The sequence below is a fragment of the Rhodococcus sp. 06-418-5 genome (assembly GCF_002258285.1).
Classification (GTDB): domain Bacteria; phylum Actinomycetota; class Actinomycetes; order Mycobacteriales; family Mycobacteriaceae; genus Rhodococcoides.
Window position 1 is genome coordinate 193925 of record NZ_NOYE01000037.1, and the last position, 12282, is coordinate 206206.

General features: G+C 64.6%; 11 protein-coding genes. 7 read left to right on the top strand and 4 right to left on the bottom strand.

Annotated features, from left to right (window positions below; genetic code table 11):
* Window positions 1–67: 67 nt before the first annotated feature.
* Entirely contained in the window at window positions 68–508 is a 441-nt protein-coding gene (locus CH274_RS26085) for a DUF4307 domain-containing protein (RefSeq protein ID WP_045199113.1), read from the top strand.
* Window positions 509–733: 225 nt separating this feature from the next.
* A complete protein-coding gene (gene greA / locus CH274_RS26090; protein WP_032394210.1) occupies window positions 734–1228 on the top strand; it encodes a transcription elongation factor GreA in 495 nt (164 codons plus the stop codon).
* A gap of 69 nt (window positions 1229–1297) precedes the next feature.
* Here greA and CH274_RS26095 read toward each other — a convergent pair whose 3' ends face one another.
* Genes CH274_RS26095 through CH274_RS26105 form a run of 3 tightly spaced genes read right to left on the bottom strand, consistent with a single transcriptional unit; the run spans window position 1298 to window position 6244 of the window.
* The gene (locus CH274_RS26095) at window positions 1298–2092 is read right to left on the bottom strand and encodes an ABC transporter permease (RefSeq protein WP_032394017.1); all 795 of its coding nucleotides are present in this window, start codon (window positions 2090–2092) and stop codon (window positions 1298–1300) included.
* Window positions 2089–3057 (bottom strand): daunorubicin resistance protein DrrA family ABC transporter ATP-binding protein, encoded by a 969-nt coding sequence (locus CH274_RS26100; RefSeq protein ID WP_032394016.1) that lies wholly within the window; start codon window positions 3055–3057, stop codon window positions 2089–2091. Before CH274_RS26100 ends, CH274_RS26095 begins: the two co-directional genes overlap by 4 nt.
* Before the next feature lie 55 nt (window positions 3058–3112).
* On the bottom strand, window positions 3113–6244 hold the full coding sequence (locus CH274_RS26105) for an arabinosyltransferase domain-containing protein (protein ID WP_094659346.1): 3132 nt from the start codon (window positions 6242–6244) through the stop codon (window positions 3113–3115).
* Between the two features lie 119 nt (window positions 6245–6363).
* Between CH274_RS26105 and CH274_RS26110 the strand changes: the two genes are divergently transcribed.
* Window positions 6364–7500 carry a hypothetical protein gene (locus CH274_RS26110; RefSeq protein WP_256993696.1) on the top strand — a complete coding sequence of 379 codons (1137 nt, stop codon included), beginning with the start codon at window positions 6364–6366 and terminating at the stop codon, window positions 7498–7500.
* A gap of 22 nt (window positions 7501–7522) precedes the next feature.
* Here the strand turns inward: CH274_RS26110 and ilvA are convergent, their stop codons facing one another.
* Window positions 7523–8686 carry a threonine ammonia-lyase gene (gene ilvA / locus CH274_RS26115; protein WP_217901372.1) on the bottom strand — a complete coding sequence of 388 codons (1164 nt, stop codon included), beginning with the start codon at window positions 8684–8686 and terminating at the stop codon, window positions 7523–7525.
* A gap of 185 nt (window positions 8687–8871) precedes the next feature.
* Between ilvA and CH274_RS26120 the strand changes: the two genes are divergently transcribed.
* The 4 genes from CH274_RS26120 (at window position 8872) to CH274_RS26135 (ending at window position 12276) form a co-directional block, all read left to right on the top strand.
* Window positions 8872–9804, top strand: a complete 933-nt coding sequence (locus CH274_RS26120) for a DUF6286 domain-containing Asp23/Gls24 family envelope stress response protein (protein WP_094659347.1) — start codon at window positions 8872–8874, stop codon at window positions 9802–9804.
* Complete coding sequence (locus CH274_RS26125) at window positions 9804–10355, top strand: hypothetical protein (protein ID WP_094659348.1); 552 nt, start codon at window positions 9804–9806, stop codon at window positions 10353–10355. The genes CH274_RS26120 and CH274_RS26125 overlap by 1 nt, the downstream gene beginning before the upstream one ends.
* 124 nt (window positions 10356–10479) lie before the next feature.
* Window positions 10480–11481 (top strand): GAF domain-containing protein, encoded by a 1002-nt coding sequence (locus CH274_RS26130; protein ID WP_143546643.1) that lies wholly within the window; start codon window positions 10480–10482, stop codon window positions 11479–11481.
* 276 nt (window positions 11482–11757) lie between these two features.
* Window positions 11758–12276, top strand: coding sequence for a hypothetical protein (locus tag CH274_RS26135; RefSeq protein ID WP_141214765.1), 519 nt, complete (start codon window positions 11758–11760; stop codon window positions 12274–12276).
* Window positions 12277–12282: the final 6 nt, after the last annotated feature.

Below are 12282 nucleotides of genomic sequence, written 5' to 3' on the forward strand. Positions count from 1 at the left end.
GACCTATAGTTCCACCTGATGCCGACAGGCACCCAGCGGCACCCCCGAATCGACCCCGAGAGCTGACATGACCAACGCACTTCCCGCAGGTAGATACCCGTCGGGTTCCGGTCCGAGCGGCGTTCGGCAGGCCCCGAAACGTGCGACGAAGATCGCACTCGTGGCGTTGGTCCTGCTGGTCGGAACGGGTGTGGCCTACTACGCGTACAGCAAGTTCTCGGTCAAACCCATCGAGGGCAGTCAGCTCTCGTTCGACATCGTCGACGAGCAGACGATGTCGATCAGGTTCAGCGTCACCCGGCAGGATCCCGAGCAACCGGCCGTGTGCATCGTCCGCGCCCGATCGCGCGACGGCTCCGAGACCGGTAGACGTGAGGTGTACATCCCGCCGGAGTCGGCGTCGACCACCGTGGAGATGACCACCGAGGTGACGACGTCGGCCGCACCCGCCGTCGGCGACGTCTACGGCTGCAGCCTCGATGTTCCCGAATATTTACGAGCCCGATAGGCGAACTGCCTGTTCGTGGTAAGCTCGGCCCATACACGGCCACCGCAGTAGGTGCCGTGTATTGCTGCATTGCGGGCAGGGTTCACCTGCGAACGACGACGACGGCTCCAGGATGTGGGCCGACCAAGGGGATCCAACCATTGGAGTCCCCTGTTCGTTGCGTGCCCTACCTGCTCAGAAACCGGAATCCGAACTCGAGATTCCGACTACGAGGGAGTGATCGAGATGACCGAGACCCAGGTGACCTGGCTTACCCAGGAATCACACGACAGGCTCAAGAGCGAACTCGACCAGCTCATTTCCAATCGCCCCGTCATCGCCGCCGAGATCAACGAGCGTCGCGAAGAGGGCGATCTGAAGGAGAACGGCGGCTACCACGCTGCGCGTGAGGAGCAGGGCCAGCAGGAAGCACGTATCCGCCAGCTGCAGGAGCTGCTCAACAACGCGAAGGTCGGCGAGGCACCCACTCAGTCCGGTGTCGCACTGCCCGGGTCCGTCGTCAAGGTCTACTACGACGGCGACGAGTCCGACACGGAGACGTTCCTGATCGCCACTCGCGAAGAGGGTGCCCGCGACAACAAGCTCGAGGTGTACTCCCCCGCGTCACCGCTGGGCGGATCGCTCATCGACGCCAAGGTCGGCGACACCCGCGAGTACACGCTGCCCAACGGCAAGACCATGAAGGTCACGCTCGTCAGCGCGGAGCCGTACCACACGTAAGCCTTTCCCCAGAAGACATCGAAGCACCCCCGGTCGCCGAGCGACCGGGGGTGCTTTTCTGCGTCGATGTCAGGCGGTCATCGTCTTCTGGTACTTGCGTACCGACAGCGGCACGAACACCACGAGCATCAACACCACCCAGATCAGGGTGTAGAGCACGGGGTTCTGCAGTGGCCAGACCTCCGGCGGCGGTGCCATCGGGTTGGTGTTGCCGAACTGCTCTCGCACCGCCAGCGTCACCGACGAGATCGGATTCCACTCGGCGATCGTCTTGAGCACGCTGGGGAAGTTGTCGATCGGGACGAAGGTGTTGGCGATGAACGTCAGCGGAAAGATCACGATGAACGACGCGTTGTTGAAGATCTCCGGCGAGCGCACGATCAAGCCCACCAGCGCCATCACCCACGAGATCGAATAGGCGAACAGCAGCAGCAGGACGTACCCGAGCAGAGCGTCGAAGAACGACGACGTGATTCGCCAACCCACGATCAGGCCGGTGATCGACATGATCGTGATGGTCACGATGTTGTTTCCGACATCGGCGGCGGTGCGCCCGATGACGACGGCCGAACGTGCCATCGGCAACGACCGGAACCGATCCATCACGCCCTTCTGCAGATCCTCGGCCAGCGAGGACCCGGTGATGGAGGCACCGAAGATCATCGTCTGCACGAAGATGCCGCCCATCAGGAAACTCTTGTAGTCGATGCCGGGAACCTCGATCGCGCTGCCGAAGACATAGGCGAACAGCAGGACGAACATGATCGGGGAGAGCGTGGCGAAGAACAGCAGATCGGGAACTCGCTTGAGCTTGATCAGATTTCGCTTGGTGATGATCGCGGAATCCAGAAGGACGTTGCTCATTTCTCTTCCTCCGCCGTCTCGGGCTCGCCGGTGGTCTGACCGGTCAGACTCAGGAACACATCGTCGAGATTCGGCCGCCGCAGACCGACGTCGACGACCTCGATTCCGTTCGTTTCGAGCTCGACCAGTGCGGTCGACAGGTCCTTCGATCCCCCGTTGACGGGCATGACGATCCGGCCGACCTGATCGTCGAGGGTGGGCGGCTCGACGCCGATCGGGGCCAGGATCTGCATCGCGCGATCGGCCTGAGATCGATCGGTGAGCACGAATTCGACTCGCTCCCCGCCCGTTTGCGCCTTGAGCTCGTCCGCGGTGCCGCGGGCGATGATCTTGCCCTTGTTCAACACGATGATCGAATCGGCCAGCCGGTCGGCCTCTTCGAGGTACTGGGTGGTCAACAGAATGGTGGTTCCATCACGGACGAGATCTGCGATGAACTCCCACATGGTGATCCGGCTGCGCGGATCGAGTCCGGTGGTGGGTTCGTCGAGGAACACCACTCGTGGTCGCCCGATCAGGCTGGCCGCGATGTCGAGTCGCCGACGCATACCTCCCGAGTACTGCTTGGCGGTGCGGTCACGGGCGTACTCGAGGTCGAAGCGCACGAGCAGCTCGTCGGCGCGCTTCCTGGCTTCGGCCTTGCGCAGGCCGAACAGTCGGCCGACCATCTCGAGGTTCTCGTACCCGGTCAGGTACTCGTCCACGGCCGCGAACTGGCCGGTCAGTCCGATCGTGCTCCGCACCTCGTTCGCCTGCGAATGCACGTCGAGTCCGAAGATTCTGGCCGAGCCCGATGTCGCCTGCAGCAGGGTGGCGAGAATACGGACCGCCGTGGTCTTTCCGGCACCGTTGGGGCCGAGCACACCGAGCACCGTGCCCTCTGGAACGGTGAAATCGATCCCGTCGAGCGCGACGTTCTTGCCGTACCGAAGTACGAGGTCCTCTACTTCTATAGCGTTCGCCATTGCCCTATCCCCGTTTCTCTCCTGGTCGGTGTAAGGACTTCCGAACGCGTAGAGATTAACCGGTCTTGATCGGACCGGGCGTCCACAGACCCGAACGCTGCACCTCTTCTGCTGTGATCTGCGCCGCCTGCGCCGATTCGTCGTACGGGGTGTACTGCTCGATCGCCCCCCAGTCGCGGTCCCAGTCGCCGGACAGGTACGACGGGATGGTGCGGGCGGAGGCAACGATGTCGATCCACCCGAGCGGCCCGCCGCCGAAGTGGTCCTGCCACGCGTTGGTGATGACGGCACCGCTGCGGTCCGGCAGTACCCGGTAATGCGGAATTTCGGCAACCCCGAGACGATGGTCGAACGGATGCTGGCACGGGAAGTTGAACCCGACCTCCCAGTCGAGCATCACCGGAGCGTCACGGCCGACGACCTCGTTCAGCGTCTGAGTACGCGGAACTCGGGGCGGCGTGATCGCCAACCACTGGTCGGGATCGCGATCGGTGTCGGAGAGCACCAGGCGAATCATGTTGGTGCCGGCCGGAATCCGATCCATGGGTACACGCAGGTTGCGCCAGGACGGCGTCGGACCGATGTCGATGGGCGTCACCCGCCCCTGCGCCTGCCCGTCCACTCCGTACTCGAGTTCGAGGCTCTGCCCGTAGGTGACGATGCCGTCGGAGTCCACCGAGCGGATGCGTCCGGCAGCGGCGATGGAGATCAGGTCGCCCGGATCGGCAGGCAACGCGTACCAGCCGGTCGTCAGCGTGGCGGGGGTGTCGGACCCGAACGAGCCGAGCACCGGCACGGACTCCGGATCGAGGCCGTACGGCAGTGCGCTGCCACCGGTTCCGGCACCGGTGGTCGACGCCGGCTGCTGTTGCTCCTCGGTGTCGACGGTGTTCGAGGTACCCGATGCCGACGCCTCCTTGTCGGCCGTCAGATCACCCGCAACGCCGTTCGGGGTGAATCCGTCGTTCTCGGCACCCAGCGCGGCGAATGCGTCGCCGCTCACCGGTTGCAGCACATCGGCATTGGGGTCGGTTTCGAGCAGTACGTCGTTGGCGAGACCGCACGTGTTACCGGCCAGCGCGGAGAGGTTCGACTTCGCGATCGAGTACGACGGCCATTGCGCCACCGCGCCTTTGGCCATCGATGCCACGGCCAGCAGCACCATCAGAGCGGCCGCCACCGCGATCGGCGGCACCGACCACCAACGTGCCATCGGAGTGTCGGTGCGCACATAGGGCGCACGAAGATGGAACCAAACCGCTGCGAGCAACAGCAGCAGGGTCAGGCCGAGGAACATGGTCGAGATGCCCAGGCCGGCAACGAGGATCGGCTTGTCCCAGAACGGAACTCCCCACGCCGATACGTACCAGTAGCCGTTGGTTCCGGTGAACGCGACGGCCAGCAGAAACGAGACCGCAGCAGCGAACAGGAGTCGGTTGCGTCGCGAACGCAGCACCGCGGCACCGGTCGCCACCGCTGCCAGTACTGCAACCGATGCAGCGAGTCCGGCGAAGACACCGAAGTGGTGGGTCCACTTGGTTGGGGTGATCATCATCAGGGCCATCGCGCCGACGGTGATGCCGACGATCCGCCGTGCCGGACCCGTTGCGGTACCGGGGATCTTGCCGCCCTTGCGCAGCATCGCCACGACCACTGCGATCAGCGAGACGATCATGACGAACACCCCGAAGCGACGCGCGAGCGAGCCGTCGATGTCCAGGTTCATCAGCCACTGGTAGCGCAGGTACTCGTCGAACCAGGCCTGGCTCGGACCGGCCGCATTGTGCACACGCTGCATCTCGAGCATGCCCGCCACGGTCTGGTTGCCGAACGCGAACACCAATACAACCGTGCCCGACGCGACCAGCGGGGCGAGCAGCGTCACCGCTCCCAGTGTCGTGCTGCCCGGTGTTCGATAGCCCAAGTCACGCGCGCGGGCGACGACGATCTGCAACACCGGTCGAGCCCCGGCGATCAACGGCGCGAAGCAGATGAATCCGGAGGGTCCGCACGTGACCGTCAACGCCGCGATCAGAATCGCCGCGGCTGCGGGCAGCAACCTGCGGGTGGCGATCGAGCGCTCCACCGAGCACCACGTCAGCAACACTCCGAGCGCCACGAACGGCTCAGGGCGCAAGCCGTTGTTGTACGGCAGCCAGAACGCGAGCATCACCAGACCGCCGGTCCACAGCGCCGTCTTCGACGCGCGAGCGGCCGCACCGAACCGCGGGATCACCTCGCGGCTGATGACGAGCCATGCCACGACAGCGCAGATCAGCGTCGGCAACCGCATCCACACGCTGGCCGTCGAGACGTGCGAGAGGAGGGTGAACATGTCGTACAGCGGTGTGCCGAAAGGTGTCTCGGGAACGCCGAAGTAGCGGAAGTAGTTGGCCATGTACCCGGCGTGATCGGCCGTGCGCGCCATGCCCAGCTGGTAACCGTCGTCGGAGGTGTTCGCACCGATGAGGTGCCACACCAGCAGGGTCCCGATCACCACGCCGTCGGCCACGCCGAACGTCCACCATCGACGAGGGAGGAAGCGTCGGGCGCGCCTGCCGTCGGACAGGTCGAGGCGGTGCAGCGCCACCAGCGAGATGCCCGTGGCGAGCACACCGACGATCATCGCGAACCACTTCAGCGCGCTCGGGGTCGACGAGAATCGACTGTCGAGCTGGGCTGTCAGCGTGAGGCCGTCGACGGTGCCTCGAAGATCGCTGAAGACTCCGACCAGCTGCGGCCGAACATCGCCCTCGCGAGTGGTGGTCTCGGCATCGGTCAGCCCGACCGTGGTCGCCGTACCGTTCGAGGTGATCGTCAACGCGCAGTCGGTCAGTTCGGAGACCGGCTTCTCGAGGAGGACCGAATCACGCAACGTCACCTTCAGTTGAGATGCCTCACCGCCCGTCACCTCGGCAACGAGACCGTAGCGATAGGCGTCGGGCGATCCCTTGGGCGAGGTCGACAACAACAGACCGCCGCCGGGCAACTGTTCGACGGCAGCACACGGAATCGTCGCGTCGACGCCGATGGGGGTGTAGCCGACGAGCGGAGCTTCGACGCTGCCGATCGTCTCGCCCTGCGGCCAGGTCAGCGAGGACTGCTGTTGCTCGATCGGCAACAGCGGTATCGCGATCGTCAACAGGATTCCCAGGACAGCGGAGACGATCGCGACGAGCCGAGCCATGCAAATATCTCCCACCGATGTCCTGGTTCAAGTCGCTGCTCAAGCTACCAGCCGGTCCTGAAGGTGCCCGTCGAGACGAATCCGGCCTGGACAACTCTCCCTGTGGCACACTCTCCACCGTGATCAGCCCGATGGCGGTGCATGTCGAAGGCACCGACGCCGACCGCATCACCGCGCGAATAACGACTCCGTCGGGTGTCGAGACTCGAGTGACGACGGAGTCCAATTATTCGCTCGACCATTCCGCCACCCCCTGGCTTCCGCCGCTCCTGACGGCCGGAATGCGCAAGGGTTGGGACATCACGTTCGACGGCCCCGTGGATTCGACCGCGCTTCGAGGTGCGTCCGGGGCTCAGAAGGTCTTCCTCGACTGGTATCCCAAGCGTTTTCGAGAAGTGTCGATCTCCGCCGAACCCGGCCGAGTCGCCACCGGCGCGACAGGAGTGGGGTGCTTCTTCAGCGGCGGCGTCGACAGCTTCTACTCGGCGATCACGGAATCGGATCGCATCACTCACCTGATCTTCGTGCACGGTTTCGACATCGATGTCGACGACGAGAACCTGGCGGCCAGAGCCTCGGCCGCAGCGAGGGAGTCGGCGGCGGAGTTGAACAAACCGTTGATCGAGGTCAAGACCACGATGAGGTCGGCCTTCGGCGACCGACTACCGCTCGACTGGGGATACGACTTTCATGGTGCCGCATTGGCGCACGTCGGTCTGGCGTTGTCGCAACACCTGAGCACTGTCATCATCCCGTCGTCGAACTGCCGCGAGGAACTCACACCGTGGGGCTCTCATCCCGACCTCGACCCCTTGTGGTCGAGTGGCACAGTCGAGTTCGAGCACCACGAACTCGAACTGCACCGTCTGGGCAAGATTCGTCGGATCGGCGAGAACCGGACCGCGATGAACCATCTGCGGGTCTGCTGGGAGAACCTCGACGGAGCCTTCAACTGCGGCAGATGCGCCAAATGCGTTCGCACCCGGATCGGGTTGGCGGCCGCAGGCGCACAGTGCACGACGTTCCCCGAGATCATCGACATACGCGCTATTCGTCGAATGGATCTGAGAAGCCGCGATCGCGGCTACCTGAGAACCGCACTCGCCGCGATGGACGCGTCCGGTGTCACCGACCTCGACCTGCAGCGGGCCGTGCACACAGCGATTCGACGAAGCTACTGGACCCCGGCCCTGTTCTTCATGCGTAGCGCAGGTTCACGTGTCGGCCAGGTGATCCGTCGAAGCCTGCGTCGTTGAATCGGTCGTCTCGATAACCGGGTCAGTTCTCGACATGCACCGCGTAGCCGGCCGCACCCAAGGCATCGAGCACCGAACCTCGATGGTCGGGTCCGCGGGTCTCGACGGTGAGCATCACGTCGACCTCCTCGAGGCCCAGGCGTCCGCCGGTACGGGAGTGGACGACGTCGACGACGCTGGCCCCGGCGTCACGCACCACTCCGAGTACGCCGGTGAGTCCGCCCGGCTTGTCCGAAATGGTCACGCGTACAGCGAGATAACGTCCACCCGCCCGGAGACCGTGGGTGATCACGTGGGTGAGCAGCAGCGGGTCGATGTTCCCGCCGGAGAGGACGGCACACACGGAGCCGGTCAATCCGAGTTCGTCCGCGGAATGCGTCATCAGCGCTGCCACCGCCGCGGCACCCGCCGGCTCCACGATGAGTTTCGCTCGCTCGATGCACAGCACCAACGCGCGAGAGAGCGCATCCTCGCTCACGGTCACCACGTCGTCGACCCAGCCCTGCACGTGATCGAACGGCACCGATCCGGGCAGGCCGATCGCGATGCCGTCGGCCATCGTCGACATCGATGTCAACGCGATGGGATGGCCCGCCTTCAGCGACGCCGGCCATGCGGCGGCACCCTCGGCCTGTACCCCGACGATCCTGATATCGGGTTTGGTCAGCTTCACCGCAGCGGCGACGCCTGCCAGCAGTCCCCCACCGCCGGTGGGAATCACGATGGTGCCGACGTCCGGCATCTGTTGGAGCAGTTCGGTACCGAGCGTCGCCTGCCCCGCGACGATGTCGAGATGGTCGAACGGATGAATGAGAGTGGCACCGGTGCGTTCGGCGAACTCCCGCGCCGACTTCAGTGCCTCGTCCACCGTGTTGCCCACCAGATGAACCGTTGCGCCGTAGGCCTTGGTGGCGACGAGCTTGGGTAGCGACACTCCGACCGGCATGAACACGGTCGAGTCGATCCCCACCTGCGACGCCGCCCAGGCGACGCCCTGCGCATGATTGCCGGCACTGGCTGCGACGACCCCGCGGGCGCGCTGCTCGGCGTCGAGCCGGGCGATGCGGTTGTATGCCCCGCGCGGCTTGAACGATCCGGTGCGCTGCAGGTTCTCGCACTTCAGGCGCACCTCGTGGCCGGTCAGATCCGACAGAATTCGCGAGGCCACCACAGGGGTCCGGCGCATGACCGGCTCCAACAGCTCCTCGGCCGACGCAATATCCGACGCGGTCACCCGCACAATTTCCGACACGGTGGCAGTATGCCAGGAACAATTACTCTCGTGACATCATCCGCAGACGGTCGTCACTACAGTTGTGGAGCGCGTGCCGCACCACAGCGACCCGCGACCGGCGCAAAGGATTCTCGGTGATGACGCAGGCTGGACCCGACGAGGTCGACGACGGCCGCGAGATGCGTGGCAGCGTCGAGATCAAGGATCGGGCCATTTCTCGGACCGCCATCGCGGCGGCACTGAAGGATCCTCGGGTCACGCGCACCACCGGCGGCTTCTCGCGACTGACGGGTCGAGAACTCCCCCGCGCCGACGTCACCCTCGGCGAGGACACGATCGCAGTCAACCTCTACATCGGTGTGACCTGGCCGTCGCAGATCACCGAGGTGACCGAGTCGGTGCACGCCACCGTCGAGGCCGCGTTGGCGACGATGACGGGGCTGCACGTGCATCGAGTGAACGTCCTGGTATCGGACGCCACACTGGACACCGGTTCCTCGTCGATCTCGGATACCGAAGAATCGCAAGCGATTCCACCTCGTCCACCCACGGCCGGGCCCGCCGCGATGCCGGTGGCACTGTTGTTGGGATTCGCGCTTCTCGGTCTCGCCTTCGTCGCCGGTAGGGAGTTCCTGATCGCGCACGGCCACCTCGGCGGACGTCGATGGATCGCCGACGCTGTGTCCTGGACAGCCGGATTGCACTGGCAGAGTTGGATGATCGCCGCCGCGATCGCCGCCGTCGTCGCCGGGCTCATCCTCGTGTTCATCGGGGTCAAGCCGCGGACGAAGACGCATTCCGGCCTGGGCGCGTCCACGGTCTGGGCCACACCCACGGATATCGCCCGATTGTGCAGTGCTGCAGCGCAGTCCACGCGCGGAGTGGTGGACGCACACACCGTCGTCACGCGCAAGAAGATCGAGGTGCGAGTCGAGCGGGATGCTGCTTACGATGCCGACCGTGTCGACGTCGACGTGCGCGCGGCACTTGCTCCGACACTGTCGGTTGCCGCGGGCGGGCGACGCCTGACGGTGAAGCAGTCGTTGGCAGCTCCGACGAGGGTGTCGTGATGAAGACGTTCGTCGCCGGTGTCGATCGACTTCTCGCGATCGTGGCCGGGGTGGGGTTGATCGCGGGTGGCGGATTCGCGCTTGCCTGGCACTACGACGTTCCGTGGGCGCGAGAAACGCTGTCTCGCTTCGACCGCGCACGGATTTCGGAACTACCGGAACAGGGCTGGTGGGAGCCGACGCTGGCTGTGGTTGTCTGCATCGCAGTGGTCGTGGCGCTGCTTCTACTGATCGGCAACTTCTCTCCACGCACGACCGGAACAGCAAGCGTCATCGAGGAGCCTCATTTCTCGGCGCACGTGGATCTGAGCGCCATCGCCTCGGGCGTCGCCGCGGAGTTGGCCGAGTTCCCCGGTGTTCGACGCGCCCGCGGTACGGCGATCGACGATCGCGGGATGCCTACTGTTGCTGTATCCGTCTATGCTGCAGCAGATTTCGATGTCGTCGCATTCACCGCCCGAGCCGAATCACGTGCCGCCTTCGTGGCCGAATCCCTCGCCGGTACACACGTCGCCACCCGCATTCAACTGCACGTCGACAAGCGAGGGTAGCGCGGCACTGCGACGGGCCCGGCCACCTGTCCCTTCTGTCGGATTCACCGGTGCGGTGTCGGTACACGACCCGAAGCAGGGAAGATCCGTGGAGCTCGACTCGAGTGGAAGGGAGTCCGCCTCGATGGGGCGTAGAAACGGCGATTGGCTGTTGATTCTTCTCAAACCGGATTCGGCGGCGTGCGTGGTGGCTGTAGGGACAACGCAGAAGAGCAAGGTTCCCATGGCGGTGTTCCTGAGGAGGTCGTCCGACTCGATCCACGCACGTGATGCGGTTTCTCGGTGTGCAGAATCGGGCAGGGATGTGGACATCGAATGCGGGTCGGGCAGGTACGTCTCGGCCCGTCCGATTCGTGGGGACGACGGTACGGTCCAGGCGGTATGGGCCAGACTGCATCCAGGCACGTGCGACTCCCCGCCGTCGAATGCTTGGGCCTTTCGCTGGAATCTGACTCGCGGCACTGCCCACTCCAAGGACTCCCCGGCGCTGAATGCCGATGTGGCGCACTTGTCGGTAGCAGAAGCGATGGCGACGTTGGATTTCGGATTGCGAGCCACCGACGTCCTCGCGATGCTGGTATCCAGCGCAGTCGGCGACGCAGTGGATCTCGACGCCACCCAGCGTTGGACCACGGACGAGTTACATCGAATTCGGGTGCTGGCGCACACTACCGTCGAAGGCGAAGGTCGCTATCTGCGCGGCATTGCAATCGACCGCGGTCCGTTCGTCATGAACTATCCATCCCCTACCGGAGTCCCGGAAACGATGAGCGGGCTCGTAGCCGGTGCCTCTGCCACCGCACGACGCCATACCGCAATAGTCGATCTGTGCACGTTGGAAACCTTGTACTGGCACGGGCCGCCGCCGCCGTCCATCGCCTGGAATCTCGACCCGACCGACCCCCGACCGCGAGTGCACCCGGACGACGACGGAGCAGTCGAAACACTCGCGAAATCAGTGTCCCGGGCAGGCGGAGCAGGAGACGAACCGAGCATTACCGTCCGATTCAGAGACCGAGACGGCGGTTACACCACGCACACGGTGACCGCTTGTGCTCTGCCGATTCTCCCTGACGATACAGAACCTCGGCTCGCGCTGGTGACGGTGACCGAGGCCTGCATCTGATCGCGCGCAGCGCTGGCGCTTCGGCACCAACGGGTTTAAAGTTCGGTGTATTACGCAAAGACTCGGTCAACGAGGCGTAACCCGCGACCTACCTTGTCTCTCTCGGGATGGTCCGCACAATTGCAGATCGCCGGACGAGCGTGCGCTCTCGTTCCAGGCCGATCCCATCGAGTACGCAACCGGCCCAGATCCGTTGTGGCACTGCACCCGGCTCGGTCCGAACGACAGCCGGCATCACGTCGCCGAATCGCCCCATACTCACGAACGGGAGACATCATGAACCGCATTTCTGCTCGGACTCGCACCGCCTCCATCGCCCTGATCGCCGGCTCGATGATCGCCGTGACGTCGATGAGCGGGGCCGCTGTTGCTCTTGCTCAACCCGCGCCACCCGCTGTGTCCTCCACCGTCGAGGAATTCGTCCCCGTGAGCGCAGAAGAAGTTGCCTCGCTCAATGCTTCGCTGGCAGAACAGGGACGCAATCCACTCCCCGCCGGCACAGCCGGCTTTCAGATCAGCGATGATGCGACTGTGACGATCGTCGACGAGACCGGCAAGGTCCTCGACAGGCAGCCGACTCCCACGGGACCTCAGGCGCGTGGAGTCACCGATGAAATCAAGCGAGTAGTCGGTGCCTGCCTCGGAATCGACTTCTTCGGCGCAGTCGGTGCTTGGGAGGCGATCGAAAGCCAAGTGAACTCGTGGGACAAGGCTGCCAAGTTCGTCCTGAGGCGAGTCGGCCTGATCGCGGCATTGTCCTGCGGCGGCGGAATATTCGCGGAGTACCTACTCTGACATGCC

Bases quoted from the DNA above. Each gene is read 5' to 3' on its own strand.
- CH274_RS26095 (WP_032394017.1), bottom strand. From the start codon at position 2,092: ATGAGCAACGTCCTTCTGGATTCCGCGATCATCACCAAGCGAAATCTG.
- greA (WP_032394210.1), top strand. From the start codon at position 734: ATGACCGAGACCCAGGTGACCTGGCTTACCCAGGAATCACACGACAGG.
- CH274_RS26105 (WP_094659346.1), bottom strand. From the start codon at position 6,244: ATGGCTCGGCTCGTCGCGATCGTCTCCGCTGTCCTGGGAATCCTGTTG.
- CH274_RS26100 (WP_032394016.1), bottom strand. From the start codon at position 3,057: ATGGCGAACGCTATAGAAGTAGAGGACCTCGTACTTCGGTACGGCAAG.
- CH274_RS26135 (WP_141214765.1), top strand. From the start codon at position 11,758: ATGAACCGCATTTCTGCTCGGACTCGCACCGCCTCCATCGCCCTGATC.
- CH274_RS26120 (WP_094659347.1), top strand. From the start codon at position 8,872: ATGACGCAGGCTGGACCCGACGAGGTCGACGACGGCCGCGAGATGCGT.
- CH274_RS26130 (WP_143546643.1), top strand. From the start codon at position 10,480: ATGGGGCGTAGAAACGGCGATTGGCTGTTGATTCTTCTCAAACCGGAT.
- CH274_RS26125 (WP_094659348.1), top strand. From the start codon at position 9,804: ATGAAGACGTTCGTCGCCGGTGTCGATCGACTTCTCGCGATCGTGGCC.
- CH274_RS26085 (WP_045199113.1), top strand. From the start codon at position 68: ATGACCAACGCACTTCCCGCAGGTAGATACCCGTCGGGTTCCGGTCCG.
- ilvA (WP_217901372.1), bottom strand. From the start codon at position 8,686: ATGCGCCGGACCCCTGTGGTGGCCTCGCGAATTCTGTCGGATCTGACC.